The organism is Bradyrhizobium sp. HKCCYLRH3097 (assembly GCF_051167875.1).
Classification (GTDB): Bacteria; Pseudomonadota; Alphaproteobacteria; order Rhizobiales; family Xanthobacteraceae; genus Bradyrhizobium.
In genome coordinates this window covers 1-23,159 of sequence record NZ_JBNPTX010000013.1, presented here as the reverse complement: position 1 = coordinate 23,159, position 23,159 = coordinate 1, and the positions used below count along the sequence as shown (strand labels likewise).

General features: G+C 67.2%; 21 protein-coding genes. 13 read left to right on the top strand and 8 right to left on the bottom strand.

The window, feature by feature from the left end; all coding sequences use genetic code 11:
• Positions 1 to 16: 16 nt before the first annotated feature.
• On the bottom strand, positions 17 to 838 hold the full coding sequence (locus tag ACQR0U_RS26380) for a sugar phosphate isomerase/epimerase family protein (RefSeq protein ID WP_434842777.1): 822 nt from the start codon (positions 836 to 838) through the stop codon (positions 17 to 19).
• A 209-nt stretch (positions 839 to 1,047) separates the two neighbouring features.
• Here ACQR0U_RS26380 and ACQR0U_RS26375 point away from each other — a divergent pair, with 209 nt between their 5' ends.
• Positions 1,048 to 2,199, top strand: coding sequence for a hypothetical protein (locus ACQR0U_RS26375; RefSeq protein ID WP_434842778.1), 1,152 nt, complete (start codon positions 1,048 to 1,050; stop codon positions 2,197 to 2,199).
• Between the two features lie 41 nt (positions 2,200 to 2,240).
• Here the strand turns inward: ACQR0U_RS26375 and ACQR0U_RS26370 are convergent, their stop codons facing one another.
• On the bottom strand, positions 2,241 to 2,885 hold the full coding sequence (locus ACQR0U_RS26370; protein WP_434842779.1) for a Vgb family protein: 645 nt from the start codon (positions 2,883 to 2,885) through the stop codon (positions 2,241 to 2,243).
• Positions 2,886 to 2,913: 28 nt separating this feature from the next.
• Positions 2,914 to 4,134 carry a helix-turn-helix domain-containing protein gene (locus ACQR0U_RS26365; RefSeq protein ID WP_434842780.1) on the bottom strand — a complete coding sequence of 407 codons (1,221 nt, stop codon included), beginning with the start codon at positions 4,132 to 4,134 and terminating at the stop codon, positions 2,914 to 2,916.
• Between the two features lie 86 nt (positions 4,135 to 4,220).
• Between ACQR0U_RS26365 and ACQR0U_RS26360 the strand changes: the two genes are divergently transcribed.
• Together ACQR0U_RS26360 and ACQR0U_RS26355 are read left to right on the top strand one after the other, a co-directional pair.
• Entirely contained in the window at positions 4,221 to 4,982 is a 762-nt protein-coding gene (locus ACQR0U_RS26360; protein WP_316201226.1) for a DUF899 domain-containing protein, read from the top strand.
• Positions 4,983 to 4,999: 17 nt separating this feature from the next.
• A complete protein-coding gene (locus ACQR0U_RS26355) occupies positions 5,000 to 5,287 on the top strand; it encodes a hypothetical protein (protein ID WP_434842781.1) in 288 nt (95 codons plus the stop codon).
• 307 nt (positions 5,288 to 5,594) lie between these two features.
• Here the strand turns inward: ACQR0U_RS26355 and ACQR0U_RS26350 are convergent, their stop codons facing one another.
• From ACQR0U_RS26350 to ACQR0U_RS26330, 5 genes are all read right to left on the bottom strand, one after another.
• On the bottom strand, positions 5,595 to 6,380 hold the full coding sequence (locus tag ACQR0U_RS26350; protein WP_434841349.1) for an ABC transporter ATP-binding protein: 786 nt from the start codon (positions 6,378 to 6,380) through the stop codon (positions 5,595 to 5,597).
• A complete protein-coding gene (locus ACQR0U_RS26345; RefSeq protein ID WP_434842920.1) occupies positions 6,377 to 7,150 on the bottom strand; it encodes an ABC transporter permease in 774 nt (257 codons plus the stop codon). The genes ACQR0U_RS26350 and ACQR0U_RS26345 overlap by 4 nt, the downstream gene beginning before the upstream one ends.
• Positions 7,151 to 7,363: 213 nt before the next feature.
• The gene (locus ACQR0U_RS26340; RefSeq protein ID WP_316225946.1) at positions 7,364 to 8,308 is read right to left on the bottom strand and encodes an ABC transporter substrate-binding protein; all 945 of its coding nucleotides are present in this window, start codon (positions 8,306 to 8,308) and stop codon (positions 7,364 to 7,366) included.
• 128 nt (positions 8,309 to 8,436) lie between these two features.
• Positions 8,437 to 9,174 carry a histidine utilization repressor gene (hutC, locus tag ACQR0U_RS26335; RefSeq protein WP_316225947.1) on the bottom strand — a complete coding sequence of 246 codons (738 nt, stop codon included), beginning with the start codon at positions 9,172 to 9,174 and terminating at the stop codon, positions 8,437 to 8,439.
• Positions 9,171 to 10,529: a formimidoylglutamate deiminase gene (locus ACQR0U_RS26330; protein ID WP_434862855.1), complete on the bottom strand. Its 1,359-nt coding sequence runs from the start codon at positions 10,527 to 10,529 to the stop codon at positions 9,171 to 9,173. The genes hutC and ACQR0U_RS26330 overlap by 4 nt, the downstream gene beginning before the upstream one ends.
• Positions 10,530 to 10,616: 87 nt before the next feature.
• On the opposite strand from ACQR0U_RS26330, the gene hutI reads away from it, so the two are divergent.
• The 10 genes from hutI (at position 10,617) to ACQR0U_RS26280 (ending at position 22,881) form a co-directional block, all read left to right on the top strand.
• Entirely contained in the window at positions 10,617 to 11,831 is a 1,215-nt protein-coding gene (hutI, locus tag ACQR0U_RS26325) for an imidazolonepropionase (protein WP_434862856.1), read from the top strand.
• Positions 11,828 to 13,375, top strand: coding sequence for a histidine ammonia-lyase (gene hutH / locus ACQR0U_RS26320; protein ID WP_434872321.1), 1,548 nt, complete (start codon positions 11,828 to 11,830; stop codon positions 13,373 to 13,375). Before hutI ends, hutH begins: the two co-directional genes overlap by 4 nt.
• A gap of 9 nt (positions 13,376 to 13,384) precedes the next feature.
• Positions 13,385 to 15,055, top strand: coding sequence for a urocanate hydratase (gene hutU / locus ACQR0U_RS26315; protein WP_434872320.1), 1,671 nt, complete (start codon positions 13,385 to 13,387; stop codon positions 15,053 to 15,055).
• Positions 15,056 to 15,139: 84 nt separating this feature from the next.
• A complete protein-coding gene (gene bchI / locus ACQR0U_RS26310; protein WP_315714289.1) occupies positions 15,140 to 16,186 on the top strand; it encodes a magnesium chelatase ATPase subunit I in 1,047 nt (348 codons plus the stop codon).
• Positions 16,183 to 17,922: a magnesium chelatase subunit D gene (locus tag ACQR0U_RS26305; RefSeq protein WP_315750161.1), complete on the top strand. Its 1,740-nt coding sequence runs from the start codon at positions 16,183 to 16,185 to the stop codon at positions 17,920 to 17,922. The genes bchI and ACQR0U_RS26305 overlap by 4 nt, the downstream gene beginning before the upstream one ends.
• Positions 17,923 to 18,056: 134 nt before the next feature.
• Entirely contained in the window at positions 18,057 to 19,025 is a 969-nt protein-coding gene (locus ACQR0U_RS26300; protein ID WP_434872319.1) for an alpha/beta fold hydrolase, read from the top strand.
• Positions 19,026 to 19,058: 33 nt separating this feature from the next.
• Positions 19,059 to 19,964 (top strand): alpha/beta fold hydrolase BchO, encoded by a 906-nt coding sequence (gene bchO, locus ACQR0U_RS26295; RefSeq protein ID WP_434872318.1) that lies wholly within the window; start codon positions 19,059 to 19,061, stop codon positions 19,962 to 19,964.
• Between the two features lie 51 nt (positions 19,965 to 20,015).
• A complete protein-coding gene (locus ACQR0U_RS26290; RefSeq protein WP_316166565.1) occupies positions 20,016 to 21,554 on the top strand; it encodes a phytoene desaturase in 1,539 nt (512 codons plus the stop codon).
• Positions 21,551 to 22,591: a phytoene/squalene synthase family protein gene (locus ACQR0U_RS26285; RefSeq protein WP_316225953.1), complete on the top strand. Its 1,041-nt coding sequence runs from the start codon at positions 21,551 to 21,553 to the stop codon at positions 22,589 to 22,591. Before ACQR0U_RS26290 ends, ACQR0U_RS26285 begins: the two co-directional genes overlap by 4 nt.
• A gap of 146 nt (positions 22,592 to 22,737) precedes the next feature.
• Entirely contained in the window at positions 22,738 to 22,881 is a 144-nt protein-coding gene (locus ACQR0U_RS26280) for a hypothetical protein (protein ID WP_315714295.1), read from the top strand.
• Positions 22,882 to 23,159 lie beyond the last annotated feature (278 nt).

Genomic DNA, 23,159 nt, shown 5'->3' with positions numbered 1-23,159 from the left:
AATGACGGTCGTTGGCTTACTGAGCGAGGCCGAGCGCGGCGAGGTGCGCTGCGCCGGCCTTGACGTGATCGTGGTTGCGCAATTCGAGGATCAGGCGCGGATTGGAGCTGAGCTTCGCCAAAGCGCGGAACACGGCGATCCAGCGAATGTTGCCTTCGCCCGGCGCCCAGTGTCGGTCGGCATAGCCGTCGGTGTCCTGCAGATGCACATGGGTCAGCATGTCGCCGGCGGCATCGACATAGTAGTCGACCGGCGGCGCGCCGGTGGAATGATGCGCGTAGTTGGCATGGCCGGTGTCGAGCGACACGCGCACTTTGCTGCTGTCCAGCGCCTTGGCAAGCGTGACGCGATCCAGCGGATCCTTGTCCTCGATGTTCTCGATCACCAGCTCGCAATTGGCCTGCTCGGCCGAGGCGATGACGTCGGACAGCGTCGCACGGACACGCTCGATCAGCTGCTCGCGATTGTCCGGCAGCATGTCGATGTTGTTGTAGTCCCAGGTCGTGTAGGGCGAGTGGATCACCATCTGGGTGGCGCCGAGGAACTCTGCGACTTCCAGGCCCTGCAGCAGCCGCTTGGTCACCGCGCGGCGGATCATCGGATCGTGGCTGTCGATCTTGAAGCCCCAGAACGGGCCGTGGATGCCGAGCCGGCCGGTATGGCCCGACAGCATCGACTTGATCTCGCGCGCGGTGCCGCGCCAGTCGCTGTCGAGCAGGTCGGCGCGGAAGAAGTCCTGGATCTCGAGATCCCGCTGGCGCTCGAGCAGCCAGTCGGTGTGGGCCGGAATCGATTTGACGGAGAGAGCGGCGCCCAGGACAGGCAGCGTGGCGGACATTTGGCGAGATCCCTTCTTGAGACCTCGTGAGCGCTAGCGGAGTTCGATGACGCCCCCATGAAGGGCTGTGGATGGCGACCGCGACATCTTGTGTGGTTGAGCCCGCGGCAGGCCGCAGTCGTTCTATTCCTGGGGTAGACGAACGCGCTCGGGATCTACTTGACGTAGCCGCGGGAATTGCAACAATGCGGCAAAAACGGGGATGTGCGATGACGGTGCGGCGGGCAATCCTTGGCGCGATGCTGTCGGTCCTGATACTGACCTCAGTGGCGCTGATCGAGGCGTCCTTGATAGCGGCTGCTTACGCGAAGGGACCGTATGGCACGATCTCGGTCGCCGGATGGTCGGGCGGCGCCTATACTGACGACAACACCGGCAAGTTCTCCAGCTGCATTGCCTCGGCGAGCTACAAGAGCGGCATCAATTTCGGCGTGCTCGCGCTGCCGACCTACAATTGGGCGCTCGCCTTCATTCATCCGGGCTGGTCGCTGTCGCAGGGGCAGAAGTTTCCCATCGTGCTCAGCTTCGACGGCCGCAATTCGTACAACGTCGAGGGCTCGGTCTGGTCGGCCAACATGGTCGTGGTTCCGATGCCGAACGATTCCAGCCTGATCAAGGCGTTCCGGGCGGCGCGGACGATGTCCGCCTTCGCACAGGGCAACCTGTTCCAGTTCGATCTCAACGGCACCTCCGTGCTGTTGCCCTCGCTGGCGAACTGTGTGCGCATAATCAATGCCGGTGGGATGGCCGCGGCGACGAACTTCACGGTGCAGCCCGGCGCCGCTTCGGCGCAGCGTCAGGCCGCGCCCCCCGTCGCGACCACGCCGGCCGCGACGGCGAGCGTGCAGCCGGCACGCGCGTCCGAGGATTCGCCCGAGCTGCAGCTCGAGGCGATGCAGATCGCCTCCAACTTCATTCTGAAGGCGGCGCTGTCGCATCCGGCAATCCTCGGCGGCGGCGACCGGCCAGTGTGGCTGACCGCAGGCGGCGTCGCCTGGAAGGCGGACAATGCCACCGGCTTCGTCCGGATCGTGCCGCCGCAGCGCAACCTGGACGGCCTGGAAGTCGCTGCCACGATCATCGGCAACGACGCGCGCGACTGCAAAGGCAAGTTCATCTCCGCCCGCAACAGCGAGCTGGTCGACAGCGCGGTGGTGTTCCGCGGCATGTCGTCCTGCGAGGACAGCGAGAAGTCGGACATCGCCGAGTACTTCATCTTCCCGCGCAAGGCGGGCGGCTTCGTCCTGTTCTCCGTGATCACGCCGACCAAGCCGGTCGGCGGCGGCGGCCAGCAGTTGCAGACGCGCGAGGAAGCCAACGCCAACTTTCGCAAGGCGGCGTTCACGTCCATCGCGAAGTAGGCTGCCTCCGCTCGCTGAGCCTGCCGTGGCTCATTTGCGTGTTACCTCCGTGCCTGCTTCGGTCGCCTGACCGCACGCACCTTGCCGCTGCCGCCGCCGCCGCAATACAGCGTCTCGCTCCCGTCGGACTCCATGCCGGAGACGCCGGTGCCGACCGGCATGTCGAGCTGATCGAGGACCTCGCCGGTCGCGGGATCGATGCGCCTGATGTCGCTGACATCGTCCTCCCAGGTGCCGTGCCAGAGCTCGCCATCCACCCAGGTGACGCCGGTGACGAAGCGCGTGCAGGAAATGCTGCGCAGGATCTGCCCAGTTGCCGGGTCGATCTGGTGGATCTTGCGGTCGCGATAGGCGCCGACCCAGAGCGACCCTTCAGCCCAGGCCAGCCCGGAATCGCCACCGCCCGAGGGCGCCGGGATCGTCGCGAGCACGCGGCCACTGTCGGGATCGACCTTGTGGATGCGATCTTCGGCGATCTGATAGAGATGCTTGCCATCGAAGGCGGTCCCGGCATGCGAGGGCACGTCGAGCGACTTGCGGACCGCGCCGTCGGCAGGATCGAACGCCTTGATGCTGGCGCCGGTCGCAATCCACACCTGCTCGCCGTCATAGCTGACGCCGTTGACTCGGTCGGTGCCGTCGAACGGGCCGTATTCGCGGATGATCTCTGCAGGTGCGCGTGTCATGACCTTCTCCATTGCTGACGGCAGCACGCTAATCGAGCGACGACCACGCCGGGAGTAACAAGCTGGTCGCGAATGCCGGCACCACCGGACAGGTCCAGCGCTGCGCGCGGCCGCGGCCGAACGACTGGACCTTGCCGGACAGAGCGAGCGCGTCGAGCGCGCGCTGCATCGTGCGCTGGCTGGCGCCGAGCGCCAGCGCAAGGCCGGAGCTCGACCACGCCTCGCCGTCGGCGAGGCAGGCGAGCACGGGCGCATTCTCGTCCTCGATCGGCTGTGCCAGCACGACGACGCGGCGGCCATCGCGCGGCAGCAGGGCAAAGCCGCCGCGCGTCGCATTGACGTCGGCCATGTCTTTCAAGAGCCGGCGCAAGCGCCCGATCTCGACACGCAAGCGGGCGCGATGCGACTCATCGGCTTCCTTGCCGCGGAAAGCCGCGGCGATCAGCTCCGATCGCGAGACATCATCGGGCGTCGCCTCCGCCAGCCTGCGGGCGAGAGCAAACAACACCGGACGCCGCGCCAACGGCACGACGAGGCTGCCCTGGCGCACCACGAGCCGGCAGGCATCGACGATCAGGCCGTCGGATCGGAAGAGCGCTTCGACCTCATCGAGCTGCAGCAGCCGTTGCTCGCCTCCTCGGATCAAGCGAGCGGCCGGCGCGGACAGCGTGGCCGCGAGCCGCTCGACCTCGGCTTGCAGCTCCGGACTCCGCGTCCGCCAGGCCATGGCTCCGGCCCGCTCGAGCGCCGCCTGCGCCGCCTTGGTCTGCAGGCGGCGCAGCGCCAGGCCGGCGACGATCAGTTCATAGATGGTGCGCGCCGCCGGCTGCAGCGGCGAGGGATCGAGATCGGCGAGCCCCCGCTCGGCGTCATCGAGGTGGCCGATGAGGACCATGCGCCGGATTTCGAGGCTCCGCGCATAGGCGGCATTGGTGCGGTCGCCGTGCTGCTCCAGCGTTGCGCGCGCCTCGGCCAGCGCCTTCGTCGGCCATGACAGATCGCGCGCCGCCAGCGCGATCTCGGCCTCCGCCACGGCGCAGCGGGCGCGCGCCATGGCCGCCTTCGGGCCGAAGCTGCGCGCGGCCTGGCGCAGCAGCGCCTTCGCCCTGATGACATCGCCGAGCCTGGCCATCGCGATGCCGCGCAGCGCCAGCGCCGGCGGATCGTCGCGCAGCGCGACGCGATTGAGCGCGCCGAGCGGATCACCCGCGGCCAGCGCCTGTGCCGCCGCCGAGATCAGCGAGTCCATGCAAATCCCGCCACACTTGTCACTCCGCATTCCTCCCGCGGCGATCCTAGTCTCAGATGCGGTCAACACGCAAAAGGAACACCGACATGACCATGCATCTCACCGGAACTCGCGAAGACTGGCTCAAGGCACGCCTCGATTTGCTGCAGGCCGAGAAGGAGTTCACCCGCCGCGGCGATGAACTGGCGCAGCGTCGCCAGGCCTTGCCCTGGGTGCGCGTCGATAAGGCCTATCGCTTCGATACCGAGGAGGGGCCTGCCAGCTTGCCCGATCTGTTCCAGGGCCGCTCGCAGCTCCTCGTCTATCACTTCATGTTCGGCCCCGACTTCCAGGCCGGCTGCCCGTCCTGCTCGATGATCGCCGACGGCTTCAACGGCTTCCAGGTCCATCTCGCCAATCACGACGTGATGCTGTGGGCGGTGTCGCGCGCGCCGCTGGCGAAGCTCAGGGCCTACAAGAGCCGCATGGGCTGGAGCTTCCCCTGGGCGTCGTCGGCGAGCAGCGATTTCAACTTCGACTTCAATGTCGCGATCACCGAGGAGCAGCAGCGCCAGGGGGGCAGCGAGTACAACTACCGCACCAGCCCGCCGATGAAGCCGTCCGACGTCCCGGCCATGGTGGCGGAAGTCGCCGCCGGCACCGGCACGGACGGCGCCACCTTCATGCGCGACCGCCCGGGCATGAGTGCCTTCATTGTCGAAGACGGCGTCGTCTACCACACCTATTCGAGCTACGCCCGTGGCCTCGATGGGCTGTGGGGCGCCTATCAGTGGCTCGACCGCGCGCCGAAGGGCCGCAACGAGCAGGGCGTGTGGTGGCGCCGCCGCGACGAATACGCGGCGCGCTGAGAGCAGGGAGTGAAGCCATGGCGTTCGTCCCGTCCAAGCGGCGCGCGATGCCGGACCTCGCTGAGGCACTCCGCTTTGCTGCGGCGCCGACCTTCGCGTTGATGGCGGTGCTGAACGCCATGGCCCGCGACGGCCGGGCAGATATGATCTGCTCGGCGATGCCGGCGGGCGCGCCGCTCGGCGACATGACGGTCATGTATCTGCTGATGAGCGCGTTTCACTTGGTGCCGTGGCTGAAGCGGATGCGGCGGAGCCGGCCGAGGGCGAGGTCCGCCGGGGCTCGATCGCAGCAGCCTTTGAGTTAGTTCGGCGTCGACCAGCGTTGGTTGCCGAGAGAGACCCCTCACCTGAGCGAGCCCGCGGGTGGGCCGGCGATGCCCTCTCCTACAAGGGGCGAGGGCGCTGTATCGGGCAGTCTTGTCGCGGCGATCGTTGGGAAAGTACTGCTCGCCATTCGAGCCTGCGCAGGGCCAGTTACTGCGCCCTCTCCCCTTGTGGGAGAGGGCATGTAAGACAGCGCGGCACACTCACTTGGGTGAGGGGTATGTTTCCGCAAGCATCACCGCCAGTTTGAGCGCACAGTTAAACACCGCGCACCGCGACAGCGCGGCGTCACGCCTCCGCGGCCACCTTCAGCGCCTCGGCCCGGATCTCCTCCACCAGCCGCTCCTTCAGCGCGACGAACTCCGGCGACGTCTTGATCTTGTAGGAGCGGGGATGCGGCAGCTCGATCTTGATGTCGGCCTTGACGCGGCCGGGGCGGGCGCTCATGACCAGCACGCGGCTGCCGAGGAAGATCGCCTCCTCGATGTCGTGGGTGACGAACAGCACCGTCTTTTGGTCGCGCTCCCAGATGCCGAGCAGCATCTCCTGCATCAGCACGCGGGTCTGGTTGTCGAGCGCGCCGAACGGCTCGTCGAGCAGCAGAATCTTCGGATCATTGGCGAGCGCGCGCGCGATCGCGCAGCGCTGCTGCATGCCGCCGGAGAGCTGCTTGGGCCAGTGGTTCTCGAAACCCTCAAGGCCGATCTGCTGGATGAAGCGGTCGGCGACGGCGTTGCGCTTGTCCTCAGGCACGCCGCGCTCGCGCAGGCCGAAGGCGATGTTCTCACGCACGGTGAGCCAGGGAAACAGCGTGTAGGACTGGAACACCATGCCGCGATCGGCGCCGGGGCCTTCGACCTCGCGGCCGTCGAGCAGCACCTTGCCGCTCGTCGGATGGTCGAGCCCGGCGACGATGCGCAGCAGGGTCGACTTGCCGCAGCCGGAGGGGCCGAGGATGGTGACGAAATCGTTGTTGCCGATCGTGAGCGCGACCGGCTCCAGCGCGCGCGTCGGCGCGTGGCCCTGGCGGGCCGGGAAAATGCGGGTGACCTGATCGATGACGAGCGTGGTCATGCGAGCTTCCACGGGAACAGCCAGGCGTTGAATGCCTTGAACAGGAAATCCGAGATCAGCCCGATCAGGCCGATGATGATGATGCCGAAGATGATCTGTCCGGTGTTGAGCAGCGCCTGGCTGTCGGTGATCATGTGGCCGATGCCGGAGGACGAGCCGATCAGTTCGGCGACGATGACATAGGTCCAGGCCCAGCCGAGCACCAGCCGCAGGATCTCGGCAATCTCAGGCGCAGCCGACGGCAGCAGCACGCGCGCGATGATGCCGCGATCGCCGGCGCCGAGCGTGTAGGCGGCTTCGACGAGGTCGCGCCGCGTGTTGCCGACGGTGACGGTGATCATCAGGATGATCTGGAACACCGAGCCGATGAAGATGATCAGCAGCTTCTGCAACTCGCCGATGCCGGCCCACAGGATCAGGAGCGGGATGAAAGCGGAGGCAGGCAGGTAGCGCGCGAAGGAGACGAACGGCTCGAGGAACGCCTCGATCGGCTTGTAGGCGCCCATCAACAGGCCGAGCGGAACGGCGATGACGGCCGCGAGCACGAAACCGCCGACGACGCGCCAGACGGTCATGCCGATGTCGGTGAGGAAGCCGAACTTGACCAGCAGGTCCCAGCCCTCGCGCAGCATGGTCAGGGGATCTGCCAGGAACGTCTTCGGCACATAGCCGCCAACCGTCGCCAGCGACCACGCCGCGACGAACACGACGAAGAAGGCAAGGCCGAGCGCGGTTCTCGATCTGGCGCTGACGGGTTCGAGAGGTCGGATCACGGATCGGGCTTTCGTGTTGGGTGCGGCTCGCGAGGGGGCGGGCCGCTCATGTTGAGTTGGCTTCGGAATACGCTGCTCAATATCGGGCGGGATGCCTCAACACCGTCATTGCGAGGAGCGAAGCGACGAAGCAATCCAGAGTCTCACGCTGGGCCCTGGATTGCTTCGCTTCGCTCGCAATGACGGATCGTGCGGGGCACGCTTCAGCGCCTACTTGATGAAGCTCGCGTCATACAGATCCTCGATCTTCGGGATCTGCTTGATGATGCCGACCTCGAGCAGGAGCTCGGCCGCCTCCTTGTTGAAGGTCTTGAACTCCGTCTCAAAGAACTTCTGGCTCGCGGCCTTGTCCTGCCAGCGCAGATACTTCGCGGAGTTGCCGAACTGCTCAGCCGTCTGCTTCACGTCGGCACCCATGATCTCATAGGCCTTGGCCTGGTCCTTGGCGATCATGTCCAACGCCTCGAAATAGCTGTCGGCGAGCGCCTTGGCGGCCTTCGGATTCTCGGACAGGAACTTCGGTGTGCAGCCGAAGGTGTCCATCACCATCGGATAATCCAGGGTGGTGGCGATGATCTTGCCCTTGTCGGGCGCGGCGCGCACCGTCGACAGATACGGCTCGTAGGTCATCGCCGCGTCGTTCTGGCCGGAAACGAAGGCCTGCGCGGCCGCGGCCGGCTCCAGGTTCACGATGGTGACGTCCTTCACCGTGAGGCCGTTCTTCTTGAGCATCCAGGCCAGCCCGAAATAGGGCGAGGTGCCGGGCGCGGATGCTGCGACGGTCTTGCCCTTGAGGTCCTTGATGGAGGCGATGTCGTTGCGCACGGCCATGCCGTCGGCGCCGTAGCTCTTGTCGAGCTGGAAGATCTGCTTGGTGGCGACGCCGTTGGCGTTCCAGGAGATCCAGGTCTCGACCGTGGTCGCCGCGCACTGCACGTCACCGGCGGCGATCGCGAGGTGGCGGTCCTTCTGCGGGATCTTCTTGATGGTGACGTCGAGGCCGTTCTTCTTGAAGATGCCGGCTTCCTTCGCCAAGGTCAGCGGCGCAAAACCGGTCCAGCCGGAAATGCCGATACCGACCTTGACGTCGTCGGCATAGACGGTCGTCGAGGCCAGGAGCGCGGCCGTTACTGCGAGTAGCCCAAATCTGCGCATCGTCATCGTCCTTTGCTGTGAGAAGAAAGCCCTTCGTGCGGCTCGCAGCCGTGATGGCTGCGATCTCCGCTCATCTCTGCAAGCGTGCTTGCAAATCCCATGCTCAGTTCGGGCGCGCGTGAGCTGTCTCATTCGCTGCCCCTGAACCGCGCCACGAGGCGATGCTGCTCTCCGGGATAGATCAGCCTGACAGCCGTGAGCGGCTGTCCCTTGCGCCAGGTGTGACGCTCGATCACGAGGCAGGGTGAGCCGACCGCGATGTCGAGGCCTTCGGCGATTGCGTCGTCGGCGACGATGGCGCTGATCGCGTGCTCCGCCTCGGTCCAGGGCACGTGATGCAGCAGCCAGGAGCCCGGTGGATCGATCTTGAAATTGGCCTTCGCGGCATCGGGTACGGCGTCGAGATCGATCAGCCGGTCCTCGATCGCGAACGGGACGTTGTCGGCGCTGTGGCGGCAGCGGATCGCGATGACCTTGCACGGTGTCTTGACGCCGAGGCGCTCACGATCGGCGGCGTTGGCGGTGCGGCGCGTCGATGAGATCAGTTCATAGCCATAGGCGCGGCCGAGCGCGCTGATCTCGGCGCGGATGTCGGGGATCTTCAGCACCGCCGACAGGAACTGCGGACGCCGCACGAACGTGCCGGCACGGCGGCGCCGCTCGATCAGGTCGGCCTGGGCGAGCTCCGATAGTGCCTTGTTCACGGTCATGCGTGAGCAGCCGTAATGCTCCATGATCTCGTGCTCGAACGGGATGCGGTGGCCGGGCGGCCATTCGCCGGTGAGGATGCGGCGCTCGATGTCCTGCCGGATCGTCTTGTAGAGCGTGCCGGCTCCCGGCCTGGCGCTGTCATCGGCGAGGCTCATGCGAGCAGCCTCCGCACCGCCGTGTTAAAGCCGCGCCTTGCCGCCTCGCGCGACCGATGATGGCCTCCCTGCACGACCTTGGCGCCGCCGGCCCAGACACAATCGATGGCGCCGTGCGACGTCGCGAAGATCCAGCCGTCGAGCAGCGCATCGCGCGTTCGCCCTGCGAGCGACGGATGCGACAGATCGAGCGTGAGGATGTCGGCGCGGCCGCCGACCTGCAGGCCGGCGAGCGGTTGCGCCAGCGCCTGTGCGCCGCCAGCAAGAGCGGCATCCAAGAGCGTGCGGCCTGTCGACGCATCCGGACCTGACGTCAGCACGTTGCGCTCACGATGCGTCAGCCGCTGGCCGTATTCGAGCTGGCGCAACTCGTCGCTCACGCCGACCAGCACGTTCGAGTCGGTCCCGACGCCGATGCGCCCACGCGCGCGCAGATAGTCGCGTGCCGGGAAGATGCCGTCGCCGAGGCTGGCTTCGGTGACCGGACAAAGGCCCGCCGTCGCGCCGCTCCTCGCAAGCGCCGCCGTTTCATCCGCCGTCATATGCGTCGCGTGGACCAGGCACCAGCGATCGTTGAGGTCGTGATGATCCAGCAGCCATTGCACCGGGCGCTGGCCGGACCAGGCGAGGCAGTCCTCGACCTCCTTCACCTGTTCGGCGGCGTGAATGTGGATCGGGCCACCCTCGGCGAGCGGCAGCAGCGCGGCCAGTTCATCCGGCGCGACCGCCCGCAGGCTGTGTGGCGCGATGCCGAGATTGGCGCCATGAAGCGAGCTGATCGCCTTGCGGGAGGCCGTCAGCAGTTTGGCGAACTGATCGATATCGCAGATGAAGCGCCGCTGGCCGTCATGCGGCGCCGCGCCGCCAAAGCCGCCATGCGCGTAGAAGCTCGGTAGCAGGGTCAGGCCGATGCCGGATGTCTGGGCCGCCGCGGCGATGCGCCCCGCTATCTCGGAGACATCGGCGTAAGGCGTACCGTCGCGATCGTGGTGCAGATAATGGAATTCACCGACCCGCGTGAAGCCGCGCTCCAGCATCTCGACATAGAGCAGGACCGCGACCGCCTCGACATCCTCGGGGCGCATCGACAGGGCGAAACGGTACATCGTCTCGCGCCAGGTCCAGAACGTATCCGTCGAGTGGCCGCTGATCTCGGCAAGCCCGGCCATGCCGTGCTGGAACGCGTGGCTGTGCAGGCTGGCGATGCCGGGGATCGCGACCTCATGTTGCTCGTCGTCGGAGGTCGGAGGCACGCCGGCGGATACCGACTCGATTGCGCCATTGCTGATGACGACCTGCACGTCCTCGGCCCACCCCCTGGGCAGAAGCGCGGATGCGAAGTGCAATGACGCCATGATCGATAAGCCCGCTGGACAGGACGGCGGAAGCGAGTTTATGTATAGACATATCGCCCGTCAAGCTTTCGTGAAGGGGGAGGCAGCATGGCCCAGCGTTTCGACCGGATCTGGCAGAATGCGCGGCTCGCGACCTTGCGCGAGGGGGAGCCGGGCCTCGGCGTGATCGAGCAGGGCGTGATCGCTGCACGCGATGGCCGCATCGCCTTTGCCGGTCCGCAATCGGAGTTTCCGGCTGATGGAGATGCGCCCGAGCGCATCGATTGCGAGGGACGCTGGATCACGCCGGGTCTCGTCGACTGCCACACCCATCTTGTCTTTGGAGGCGACCGTGCGCACGAGTTCGAGCTGCGGCTCGCCGGCGCGAGCTATGAGGAGATCGCGCGTGCCGGCGGCGGCATCGTGTCCACCGTCGCGGCGACGCGCGCCGCCAGCGAACAGGAATTGATCGCCCGCGCGCTGCCGCGGCTCGATGCGCTGCTCGCCGAAGGCGTCACGACGATCGAGATCAAATCCGGCTATGGCCTGGAGGCCGCGACAGAGCTGCGACAATTGTCCGCAGCCCGCGCGCTCGGCAGCCAGCGGCCGGTCAGCGTGCGCACCAGCTTTCTCGGCGCGCATGCGTTGCCGGTCGAAGCCGGTGGCGACAAGGACCGCTACATCGACCTCGTCTGCAACGAGATGCTGCCGGCGGTTGCCAGGTCAGGCCTCGCCGATGCGGTCGACGCATTCATGGAAAATATCGCTTTCTCCGCTGCGCAAACATCGCGCGTGTTCGCGGCGGCCAAGGCGCTCGGCCTGCGGGTCAAGCTGCATGCCGATCAGTTGTCGAACCTCGGCGGCGCCGCGCTCGCGGCCGAGTTCGGCGCGCTGTCGGCCGATCATCTCGAGCACACCGACGAAGCGGGTGCTGTTGCGATGGCGCGGAGCGGCACGGTGGCGGTGCTCCTGCCTGGCGCGTTCTACTTCATTCGCGAGACGCAGAAGCCGCCGGTCGAGCTGTTTCGCAAGCACGGCGTAAAGCTCGCGCTGGCGACCGACTGCAATCCGGGCTCGTCGCCGCTGACCTCGTTGCTGCTGACCACGAACATGGCGGCGACCTTGTTCCGGATGACGGTCGATGAATGCATCGCCGGCGTCACGCGCGAAGGCGCCCGGGCCTTGGGCTTGCTAGCCGAGACCGGCACGCTGGAGGCCGGCAAGTGGTGCGATCTTGCGATCTGGGACATCGGCCGTCCCGCGGAGTTGGTCTACCGCATGGGCTTCAACCCGCTGCACCGGCGCGTGTGGAGGGGCCAATGAGCACGATCGTCGCAGAGCCCGGCCACGTCAGCCTCGATGATCTTGTGCGCGTCTACACCGGCGCGTCGCTCATGCTGGATTCGGCGTATTGGCCGCGTGTCGAAGCGGCAGCAGGGATCGTGGCGAAGGCGGCGCAGGGCGCCGAGCCGGTCTATGGCATCAACACCGGCTTCGGAAAGCTGGCTTCCAAGCGCATCCCGCCTGACCAGACGGCCCAGCTCCAGCGCAATCTCATTCTCTCGCATTGCTGCGGCGTCGGCCCCGCGACGCCTGAGCCGGTGGTGCGGCTGATGATGGCGTTGAAGATCATCTCGCTCGGTCGCGGCGCCTCCGGCGTGCGCTGTGAGATCATCGAACAGTTGCAGGCGATGCTGGCGCGCGGCGTATCGCCCTTTGTGCCGCAGCAGGGCTCGGTCGGCGCCTCCGGCGATCTCGCGCCGCTCGCGCATATGACCGCCGTCATGATCGGCGAAGGCCAGGCCTTCGTCGACGGCCGGCTCGTGCCGGGCCGCGAGGCGCTGGCGCGCGCCGGCCTCACGCCGGTTACGCTCGGGCCGAAGGAAGGGCTGGCGCTGATCAACGGCACGCAGTTCTCGACGGCCTATGCGCTCGCCGGTCTGTTCCGCGCGCATGATCTGCTCAACGCTGCCCTGGTGACGGGCGCACTGTCGGTCGATGCGGCGATGGCTTCGACGGCGCCGTTCCGGCCCGAAATTCAGGCGCTGCGCGGTCATCCCGGCCAGATCGCAGCCGGCCGCGTGCTCACCGAACTGCTTGACGGCAGCGCCATACGGCTGTCGCATCTCGAAGGCGACGAGCGCGTGCAGGATCCGTATTGCCTGCGATGCCAGCCGCAGGTCGCCGGCGCGGCGCTCGATCTGTTGACACAGGCCGCGCGCACGCTGGTCACCGAGGCCAATGCCGTCACCGACAATCCGCTGGTGCTGGCCGACACCGGCGAGATCATCTCCGGTGGCAATTTTCACGCCGAGCCGGTGGCGTTTGCCGCCGACCAGATCGCGCTGGCATTGTCCGAGCTCGGCGCGATCAGCGAGCGGCGCATCGCGACGCTGGTCGATCCCGCGCTGAACTTCGGCCTGCCGCCGTTCCTGACGCCGGAGCCGGGCCTGAACTCCGGCTTCATGATCGCCGAGGTGACGGCCGCGGCGCTGTTCGCCGAGAACAAGCAGCGCGCGCTGCCGTGCTCGATCGACTCGACGCCGACCAGCGCCAACCAGGAAGACCACGTCTCGATGGCTGCACATGCGGCGCGCCGGCTGTACGACATGGCCGACAATCTCGCTGCTATCATCGGCATCGAGCTGCTCGTCGCCACCCAAGGCATCGAGCTGCGAGCGCCGCACGGCACCAGCGCGGCGCTGTCTGCAGTCATTGCCGCGCTTCGCGCGCATGTGCCGGCGCTGGTGCACGACCGCTACATGGCCGACGATCTCGCCAAGGCGGCCGCGCTCGTCGGTGGCGGTGTGCTGGCCACGGTTGCAACGCATGCACTCGGACGCGATCCGTTTCCCAAGCTTGGATGAGAGGGACCCATGAACCGACGCCTGGACAACGAACGGGTGATCCGCGCTCCCCGTGGCAGCGACATCAGCGCCAAGAGCTGGCTCACCGAAGCGCCCTTGCGCATGCTGATGAACAATCTCGATCCTGATGTGGCGGAGAAGCCGAGCGAACTGATCGTCTATGGCGGCATCGGCCGCGCCGCGCGCGACTGGGGCAGCTTTGATCGCATCGTCGCCTCCTTGCGCAAGCTCGAGGCGGATCAGACGCTGGTTGTGCAGTCGGGCAAGCCGGTCGGCATCTTCCGCACCCATCCGGATGCGCCGCGCGTCCTGATCGCCAACTCCAACATCGTGCCGCATTGGGCGACGCTCGATCACTTCAATGCGCTCGATAGAATGGGCCTGATGATGTACGGCCAGATGACGGCCGGCTCCTGGATCTATATCGGCAGCCAGGGCATCGTGCAGGGCACCTACGAGACATTCGTCGAAGTCGGCCGCCGTCACTACAGCGGTGATCTCTCCGGCAAGTGGATTCTGACCGCGGGCCTCGGCGGCATGGGCGGCGCGCAGCCGCTTGCGGCGACCATGGCCGGCGCCTCGATGCTCGCCGTCGAATGCCAGCCGAGCCGCATCGAGATGCGGCTGCGCACCGGCTATCTCGATCGCCAGGCCACGACGCTAGACGAGGCGCTGGCGCTGATGGCCGACGCCGCGACGACCAAGAAGGCGGTGTCGGTCGGCCTGCTCGGCAATGCCGCCGAGATATTCCCCGAGCTCGTGCGTCGTGGCGTGCGGCCGGATATCGTCACCGACCAGACCAGCGCGCATGATCCGATCAACGGCTATCTGCCGAAGGGCTGGACTCTCGCAGAGTGGGAAGCCAAGCGTGCTTCGGAGCCGAAGGCGGTCGAGCAGGCGTCGAAGACGTCGATGGTCGGCCACGTCCAGGCGATGCTCGACTTCCACGCCATGGGCATTCCGACGCTCGACTATGGCAACAACATCCGCCAGATGGCAAAGGACATGGGCCTCGCGAATGCCTTCGATTTTCCGGGCTTCGTGCCGGCGTATATCCGTCCGTTGTTCTGCCGCGGCATCGGCCCGTTCCGCTGGGCGGCGCTGTCGGGCGATCCGGAGGACATCTACAAGACCGACGCCAAGGTGAAGGAGCTGTTGCCGGACAACAAGCACCTGCACAACTGGCTCGACATGGCGAGGCAGCGCATCAAGTTCCAGGGCCTGCCGGCGCGGATCTGCTGGGTCGGGCTCGGCGATCGCCATCGCCTTGGGCTTGCCTTCAACGAGATGGTCGCCCGCGGCGAATTGAAGGCGCCGATCGTGATCGGCCGTGACCATCTCGATTCCGGCTCGGTGGCGAGCCCGAACCGCGAGACCGAGGCGATGAAGGATGGCTCGGACGCAGTGTCCGACTGGCCGCTGCTCAACGCACTGCTCAATTGTGCGAGCGGCGCCACCTGGGTGTCGTTGCATCATGGCGGCGGCGTCGGCATCGGCTATTCGCAGCATGCCGGCATGGTGATCGTCGCCGACGGCACGGCGGACGCTGCGCGGCGGCTGGAACGCGTGCTGTGGAACGACCCGGCGACCGGCGTGATGCGCCACGCCGATGCCGGCTATGAGGACGCCATCGCCTGCGCCGAGGCCAATGGTCTCGATCTGCCGAGCCTCGTCCGTTAAGCGCTGATGGGTTGAAGAGCGGCCCCTGATTGTGGTCTCATGCTGGCAACGCGGCGGGAACGCGTCGCGGCGCAGGGGACGCTCATGGGAATCGCCTTTCCGTTCTCGGCCATCGTCGGCCAGGACGAGATGAAGCTGGCGCTGATGATCGCTGCCGTTGATCCCAAGGTCGGCGGCGTGCTGGCCTTTGGCGATCGCGGCGCCGGAAAATCAACCGCGGTGCGCGCGCTCGCCGCGCTCTTGCCGCCGATGAGCGCCGTGATCGGCTGTCCCTATCAATGCGATCCGGCCGACGTCGCCGCGCAATGCGCCGCGTGTCGCGCGCGCTCCAAGCCAAGCGGCAAGACAAAGAAGCCGGCGGCGTTGAAGGCGCACCAGGTGCCGGTTCCGGTCATCGACCTGCCGCTCGGCGCCACCGAGGACCGCGTCGTCGGCGCGCTCGATCTCGAGCGTGCGCTGGCTCATGGCGAGAAATCATTCGAGCCGGGGCTGCTCGCTCGCGCCAATCGCGGCTTTCTCTATATCGACGAGGTCAATCTGCTGGAGGATCATCTCGTCGATCTCCTGCTCGACGTCGCCGCGTCAGGCGAGAACGTGGTCGAGCGCGACGGTCTCAGCATCCGCCATCCCGCCCGCATCGTGCTGGTCGGCACCGGCAATCCGGAGGAGGGCGAGTTGCGGCCGCAATTGCTCGATCGCTTTGGCCTATCCGTCGAGGTCAAGACGCCCAATGATCTGCCGACGCGCATCGAGGTGGTCAAGCGGCGCGATGCCTTCGAGACCGATCCCACCGCCTTCGTTGCACATTGGGAGAAGGAGGAGGCGAAGCAGCGCAAGCGTATCCTCGCGGGCCGTGAGCACATCGGAGCGGTCAAGGTCGCCGATCGTGAGCTCGAGCAGGCCGCACGCCTCTGCATGGCGCTCGGCACCGATGGCCTGCGTGGCGAACTCACCTTGATGCGGGCGGCGCGCGCGGTAGCGGCGCTGGAGGGCGCAAAGGCGGTCGATGACCGCCATCTGAAGACGGTCGCGCCGATGGCGTTGCGGCACCGTCTCAGGCGCAATCCGCTCGACGATTCCGGCTCGTCGGTGCGGGTCGAGCGCGCGCTCGACGAGCTGTTCGCGCCGTGAGCGATGGCGCCGCGATCTGGGCCGATGCGATGATCGCGGCCGCTCTGGCCGCGATCGACCCGTCCGCGTCGGTGCTGCTGCGTGCGGGCGCAGGTCCGGTGCGCGAGCAGTGGCTGGAGCTGTTGCACGAGCTGATGCCGCCGTCGACACCCTTGCGCAAGCTGCCGCCGTCGATCTCGGACGATCGCCTGCTTGGCGGCCTCGATCTCGCCGCGACGTTGCAGGCGGGGCGGCCGGTGCTGCAACGTGGGCTGCTCGCCGATGCCGATGGCGGCGGGCTGATCGCCGTGATGGCCGAGCGCATGTCGCGGTCGACGGTCACACATCTCTGTGTTGCCGTCGACACCGGGGCTATCAGCATCGAGCGCGATGGCATGTCGCTGCGCGCACCGGCTCGGCTCGGACTGATTGCGCTCGACGAGGGCATCGGTGATGAGCGCGTGTCGCCTGCCTTGGCCGACCGCCTGGCCTGCCATCTCGATCTCAGCAAAGTTGCGCGCGTCGATCTCGGCGAGAGCCTGTTCAAATCGTCGGACATCGCAGCAGCGCGTGCGCGGCTGCCGCAGGTCCGTTCGTCGGACGACGCGATCGCGGCGCTGACGATGACGGCCTGCGCGCTCGGCATCGACTCGCTGCGCGCGCCGCTGCTCGCCTGTCGCGTCGCGCGCATCGCAGCGGCCCTTGATGGTGAGGTCGAAGTCGCCGAAGCGCACATCGCCTGCGCCGCGCGGCTGGTGCTGGCGCCGCGCGCCACCCGGCTGCCCGCAGCGGATGACGAGACTGAGAACAGCGAGGCGCCGGAGCCCGAGAATGAGTCGGCCGAGAGTGAGGACGACGACCGCAGCGAGGACGGTTCGCTCGAGGATCGCGTGGTCGAAGCGGCGCAGGCGGCCATTCCAGTCGACCTGCTGAAGCGGCTGCAAGAGGAACGCGCGACCCGCGTCCGCAGCAGCAGCGTCAGCAAGCAGGGCACCGCTCAGAAGGTGCCGAAGCGCGGCCGTCCGATTGGCGCGCGTCGTGGTGAATGGCGCGCCGGCGCGCGGCTCAATGTGCTCGAGACCTTGCGCGCGGCAGCGCCGTGGCAGCCGCTGCGGCGGCGGACGCAACATTCCGGCAAGAGTGGCCGGCTGATCGTGCACAAGGACGACATTCGGATCACCCGCTTCAAGCAGCGCTCGGGCACCACGACCATCTTCGTCGTCGATGCTTCCGGCTCCTCGGCCTTGCAGCGGCTTGCGGAAGTGAAGGGCGCCGTCGAGCTGCTGCTGGCCGAATGCTACATTCGCCGCGACGAGGTCGCGCTGATCGCGTTCCGCGTCAGGGGCGCCGAGCTGCTGCTGCCGCCGACGCGCTCGCTGACGCGCGCCAAGCGCAGCCTCGCGGCGCTGCCCGGCGGCGGCGGCACGCCGCTGTCGGCGGCGATCTTCGCCGCAACCGAGCTCGCGCTCGCCGTGAAGGCCAAGGGCCAGACGCCGACGATCGTTTTGATGACCGACGGCCGGGCGAATGTCGCGCGCGATGGCGGCGGCCGCAGCGAGGCCGAGGCGGAGGCGCTGGTGGCCGCACGGCAGCTCGCGTTGACCGGCATTCCGGTCGTGCTGGTCGATTCCTCGCCGCGCCCGCAGGACAAGGCCGCGCAGCTCGCCGGTGCGATGCAGGCGCGTTACGTCGCGCTGCCTCATGCCGATGCCGTACGGTTGTCGCAGGCCGTTATGGCGCAAGCCGGCCGCGGCTGATGGCGGTGGAACCCCCGGCGTCAAGCTGCGTTCCCAACGGCGACTGACAAGAGGATCGGTCATCGCTATGCTCACCCCCTTGTAAGGCAGCGGTTGCCTGCCGTCGCCCCGATATCGTCACACAGGAGCACGCCATGCAGGTCGCCTCGACTACACAGAGTGATCATGCGGCTGACACGCGCGCTGTGACGATGCCGCCGCCGCTTGCAGCGCCAAGCTTCGAACTCGCCGATCCGCGTACGGGCCGCATCACCTGCTATGGCGACGGCCCCGCCGCCCCGGCGGAGCAGCGGCCGCTGCTCTTGATCCACAGCGTCAACGCCGCGGCGACGGCCTACGAGATGAAGCCGCTGTTCGAGCACTACCGCCAGACGCGTCCGGTCTATGCGCTCGACCTGCCGGGCTTCGGCCTGTCGGACCGCGCCGACCGCATCTATACGCCGCGCATCATGACAGATGCGATCCTGCTCGCCACGAACGAAATTCGCCGCCGTCATGGCGAGGTCGCGATCGACGCCATCGCGTTGTCGCTCGGCTGCGAGTTCGCCGCGCGCGCCGGCACCGAGGCGCCGAACCTGTTTCGCACCTTGGCGCTGCTCAGCCCGACCGGCTTCGATCGCCGCGCCGAGGCCGCGGCCGAGTCGGCGGGCACCAAGGACACGACCCGCGCCATGCCGTGGGTCCGCAACATCCTCAACGTCCCGCTGTGGAAGCACGGCTTCTTCACCCTGCTGACCTCGCGCGCCAGCATTCGTTTTTTCCTGCAGAAGACCTTCGGCCGCAAGGACATCGACGAGGGCCTGCTGGAGTATGACTACATCACGACCCATCAGCCCGGCGCCGAGAACGCGCCGTATTCGTTCGTCTCCGGCTATCTGTTCAGCACCAATGCCCTGAAGCTCTACCAGGCACTGGCGATGCCGGTCTGGATGGTGCATGGCGTGCGCGGCGATTTCGTCGACTATCACGGCAAGCACGCCGTCGAGGCTCTGCCCAACTGGCAGATCGAGGTGATGCAGACCGGCGCGATGCCGCATTTCGAACAGCTTGATAAAGTCGTCGCCAGCTACGATGATTTCCTGACGCGCGCGGCCGATCGTTGACGATGCCGGCGGCGTCCAACCGCGTGGGCCGGCATGAGCGACAAGCCGAACTGGAGCGTCGACGGCAGCGACTGGCCCAACCGCGCGGCCAGCCGCTTCGTCGAGGCCGCGGGCCTGCGCTGGCATGTTCAGATCATGGGCGAGGGGCCCGTTGCGCTGCTCGCCCATGGCACGGGAGCCGCGACCCATTCCTGGCGCGATCTCGCGCCGCTGCTCGCCAGGCACTTCACCGTCGTCGCGCCGGATCTCTCCGGCCACGGCTTCACCTCCACCCCGCATGGGCGGCGGCTGTCGCTCGACGGCATGTCGCGCGATCTCGCTGGCCTCTGCGAGAAGCTTGCGATCACGCCTGAAATCGCGATCGGTCATTCCGCGGGCGCGGCGATCCTGACCCGCATGACGCTCGATGGACGGATCACGCCGAAGCTGATCGTCAGCCTCAATGGCGCCTATCTGCCGTTCGGCGGCGCGGCCGCGCAGTTCCTGTCGCCGCTCGCCAAGATGATGGCGCTCAATCCGCTGGTGCCGCGGCTGTTTGCCTGGCGGGGCCGTGATCCGGCGGCGGTGCATCGGCTGCTGAAGGGCACCGGCTCGACGATCGACGCGACAGGCGAGCGGCTGTATCGGCGGCTGGTCGGCAGCCCCGGCCATGTCGGCGCCGCGCTCGAGATGATGGCGAACTGGGACCTGCATCCGCTTGGCCGCGAGCTGCCGCGGTTGAAGACCGCGCTGCTTCTGGTCGCGGCCGCGAATGATCGCGCCATCCCGCCAGACGTCGCGCGTCGCGTCCAGCGATTGGTGCCCCAGGCGCAGCTCGAACTCATTGAGGGCCTTGGTCATTTGGCCCATGAGGAGCAGCCGGCCAGGATCGCGGGCCTGATCGTCAACGCCGCCGAGCGCGCGGGCGTCCTTGCAGTGCAACAGGGAACGTCCAGTTAAGTTGACATTTTTGGCTGGCGAAAACGTCAATTTCGATTTACGCTTTCGTCGATGCTCGACGTCTCCACCATCAAGGCCGCTGTCCCGGCTGTGCTCGGAGACCGGCCGCATGCGGTCGTGATCGGCTCCGGCTTCGGCGGCCTCGCCGCAGCGGTCCGGCTCGGTGCGCGCGGTTATCGCGTCACGGTCTACGAGCAACTCGATGCGCCCGGCGGCCGCGCCTATGTGCATCGCCAGGACGGCTTCACCTTCGATGCCGGCCCGACCATCGTCACCGCGCCGTTCCTGTTCGAGGAGCTGTGGCAGCTGTGCGGTCGGAAGATGTCCGACGACGTCACGCTCAAGCCTATCTCCCCATTCTATCGCATCCGCTTCGACGACGGCACCGTGTTCGACTGCTCGGGCGACCCGGCCGAGATGCGTGCCGAGGTGGCGCGCCTGGCACCCGGCGACGTCGATGGCTACGAGCGCTTCATGAAGGCGAGCGAGGCGATCTTCAGAAAGGGTTTTGAGGAGCTTGGCGACGTGCCGTTCCTGTCGTTCATGGACATGGCAAAGATCGCGCCGGCGATGATCAAGCTGCAGAGCTTTCGCTCGGTGTATGGGCTGGTCTCCCAGCATGTGCGCGACGAGCGGCTGCGCGTGATCTTGAGCTTCCATCCGCTGCTGATCGGCGGCAACCCGTTTACGACCACGTCGATCTACTGCCTGATCGCCTATCTCGAGCGTCGCTGGGGCGTGCACTTTGCGATGGGCGGCACCGGCGTGCTGGTCAACGGCCTCGTCAGCCTGATCGAGGGGCACGGCGGCCAGGTGCGCTGCTCGGCGCCCGTGGCCGAGATCACCACGAAGAACGGCGTTGCGACCGGCGTGCGGCTCGCATCCGGCGAGACGATCGCCGCCGACGTCGTCGTCTCCAACGGCTGCGCCGCCTGGACCTACAAGCATCTGCTGCCGAGCGTGCCGCGCCGGCGCTGGACCGATGCGCGCATCGACCGTGCGCGCTACTCGATGAGCCTGTTCGTCTGGTATTTCGGCACGAAGCGCCGCTATGATGACGTTCAGCATCACACCATCCTGCTCGGCCCGCGCTATCGCGGCCTGCTCGACGACATCTTCCGCCGCAAGGTGCTGGCGGATGATTTCAGCCTCTATCTGCATCGCCCCACCGCGACCGATCCGTCGCTGGCGCCCGATGGCTGCGATGCTTTCTACGTTCTGTCGCCGGTACCGCATCAGCAGAGCGGCATCGACTGGTCGGCGACGGCCGAGCCGTTCCGCCAGCGGATCGAGACCGCGCTGAGCGACACGCTGCTGCCGGACCTTGCCGGCCAGCTCGTTACGTCGCGGCTGCTGACGCCGGATGATTTCGAGCATCGCCTGTCGTCCTATCGCGGCGCGGCGTTCGGGCTCGAGCCGGTGCTGATGCAGAGCGCCTGGTTCCGGCCGCACAACAAGAGCGAAGAGGTCGAGCGGCTCTATCTGGTCGGCGCGGGCACCCATCCCGGCGCCGGCCTGCCGGGCGTGCTGTCCTCGGCGCGTGTGCTCGATGATCTCGTGCCCGCGCCGCATGAGCTGGAGCGGCGATGAGCTGGCAAACGGACATTGCGATCTGTCGGCGGATGTTGCGGGGCGGATCGAAGACGTTCTTTGCCGCCTCGAAAGTGCTGCCTCGCGCGGTCGGCGATCCCGCCGTCGCGCTCTACGCGTTCTGCCGCGAGGCCGATGATGCGATCGACGGGCCCCGCCGCCGCGTCGACGCCGTCGAGCTGCTGCACGAACGGCTCGACCGGATCTATCATGGCACGCCGGACGACAGTCCCGTCGATCGTGCGCTGGCCGGCGTCGTGGCGCAGTTCACGATTCCGCGCACGCTGCCGGAGGCGCTGCTCGAAGGTCTCGCCTGGGATGCGCAGGGGCGCCGCTATGAGACCCTGAGCGACGTGCTCGCCTATGCCGTGCGCGTCGCCGGCACGGTCGGTGTGATGATGTCGCTGCTGATGAACCGGCGTGAGGCCGAGACGATCGGACGCGCCTGCGACCTCGGCATCGCCATGCAGCTCACCAACATTGCCCGCGACGTCGGCGAGGACGCGCGCGCCGGCCGGCTCTATCTGCCGCGGCAATGGCTGCGCGAGGCGGGTCTCGATATCGAGACCTGGCGTGCCGCGCCGTTCTTCGACGACCGCATCGGGCGGGTCACGGCGCGACTGCTCGCGGTCGCCGACGTGTTCTATGCGCGCGCTTCTGCGGGCATCGCCGATCTGCCGTGGACCTGCCGGCCCGGCATCCATGCGGCGCGGCTGATCTATGCCGAGATCGGCCGCGAGGTCGCACGTGCCGAATTCGATTCGCTGTCGCGGCGCGCATTCGTCTCGATGCCGCGCAAGCTGCAGCTTCTCGGCAAGGCGGCGGTGATGTCGCTGCTGCAGGAGCAGCCGTCGCTGGCGCCGCCGCGGCCGGAGGCGCGCATTTTGATCGAGGCGGTCGTCGCGGCCGATGCGCAGCGCCCGCACGCGATCGCGCCGCCGCGCCGGACTGTTCACGATCGCGCGCTGTGGGTGCTCGATCTGTTCGAGCGCCTGGAGCGACGCGATCAGTTGCTGCGCTCGGGGCGGATGTCGTAGCGAGGCGAGGTCGTCGCCATCACGTATGAGACGACTCGCGTACGACGGTACGACCGCGTTGGCGCGACCAGTGTGGCTCGGCTGCGATGTCATGACACGCGAAGTCATGAGCTGGACACCAGGTGAGACGCGATGAGTGACGCGCCATGAGCGAGATGGGCGGCCTGCTCGAATTCGTCGTAGTCACCATGTGTGTGCTCGGCTGGCTCGTGCTCGAATGGCAAGGCCGCCGCCTCGACCGCCAGCGCGCCGAGCGCGAGGCCAGGGAGCGCGAGGCGGAGAAGCGGTAGGGTGGGGGAGGCGGATTCACGTCTCAAACAGCGATCGACATGGCTTCGCGTTCTCGCGGCAGAGGTTGCCCGAGTCTGCGATGATCTTGTCCCTCGCAAACAGTGCAGAGGGCGCAGGGAATGCCGGGTGAAGGCCTCACCCATGGCCCGCCTGCAGAAAAAATGCAGGCGGCAGGTACCACAGGCAAAGCCGATTCAACCGGTGGATTCAATTGGTCGTCGCAACACTCGATGAGGAGGTTGCGATGGGCATTCGAAAGAAACGGTCAACGCGGGGC

Bases quoted from the DNA above. Each gene is read 5' to 3' on its own strand.
- ACQR0U_RS26340 (WP_316225946.1), bottom strand. From the start codon at position 8,308: ATGCGCAGATTTGGGCTACTCGCAGTAACGGCCGCGCTCCTGGCCTCG.
- ACQR0U_RS26330 (WP_434862855.1), bottom strand. From the start codon at position 10,529: ATGGCGTCATTGCACTTCGCATCCGCGCTTCTGCCCAGGGGGTGGGCC.
- hutI (WP_434862856.1), top strand. From the start codon at position 10,617: ATGGCCCAGCGTTTCGACCGGATCTGGCAGAATGCGCGGCTCGCGACC.
- ACQR0U_RS26290 (WP_316166565.1), top strand. From the start codon at position 20,016: ATGCTCGACGTCTCCACCATCAAGGCCGCTGTCCCGGCTGTGCTCGGA.
- ACQR0U_RS26360 (WP_316201226.1), top strand. From the start codon at position 4,221: ATGACCATGCATCTCACCGGAACTCGCGAAGACTGGCTCAAGGCACGC.
- ACQR0U_RS26365 (WP_434842780.1), bottom strand. From the start codon at position 4,134: ATGGACTCGCTGATCTCGGCGGCGGCACAGGCGCTGGCCGCGGGTGAT.
- ACQR0U_RS26280 (WP_315714295.1), top strand. From the start codon at position 22,738: ATGAGCGAGATGGGCGGCCTGCTCGAATTCGTCGTAGTCACCATGTGT.
- ACQR0U_RS26285 (WP_316225953.1), top strand. From the start codon at position 21,551: ATGAGCTGGCAAACGGACATTGCGATCTGTCGGCGGATGTTGCGGGGC.
- ACQR0U_RS26370 (WP_434842779.1), bottom strand. From the start codon at position 2,885: ATGACACGCGCACCTGCAGAGATCATCCGCGAATACGGCCCGTTCGAC.
- ACQR0U_RS26380 (WP_434842777.1), bottom strand. From the start codon at position 838: ATGTCCGCCACGCTGCCTGTCCTGGGCGCCGCTCTCTCCGTCAAATCG.
- ACQR0U_RS26355 (WP_434842781.1), top strand. From the start codon at position 5,000: ATGGCGTTCGTCCCGTCCAAGCGGCGCGCGATGCCGGACCTCGCTGAG.
- bchO (WP_434872318.1), top strand. From the start codon at position 19,059: ATGAGCGACAAGCCGAACTGGAGCGTCGACGGCAGCGACTGGCCCAAC.
- ACQR0U_RS26350 (WP_434841349.1), bottom strand. From the start codon at position 6,380: ATGACCACGCTCGTCATCGATCAGGTCACCCGCATTTTCCCGGCCCGC.
- hutC (WP_316225947.1), bottom strand. From the start codon at position 9,174: ATGAGCCTCGCCGATGACAGCGCCAGGCCGGGAGCCGGCACGCTCTAC.
- hutU (WP_434872320.1), top strand. From the start codon at position 13,385: ATGAACCGACGCCTGGACAACGAACGGGTGATCCGCGCTCCCCGTGGC.
- ACQR0U_RS26300 (WP_434872319.1), top strand. From the start codon at position 18,057: ATGCAGGTCGCCTCGACTACACAGAGTGATCATGCGGCTGACACGCGC.
- ACQR0U_RS26375 (WP_434842778.1), top strand. From the start codon at position 1,048: ATGACGGTGCGGCGGGCAATCCTTGGCGCGATGCTGTCGGTCCTGATA.
- bchI (WP_315714289.1), top strand. From the start codon at position 15,140: ATGGGAATCGCCTTTCCGTTCTCGGCCATCGTCGGCCAGGACGAGATG.
- hutH (WP_434872321.1), top strand. From the start codon at position 11,828: ATGAGCACGATCGTCGCAGAGCCCGGCCACGTCAGCCTCGATGATCTT.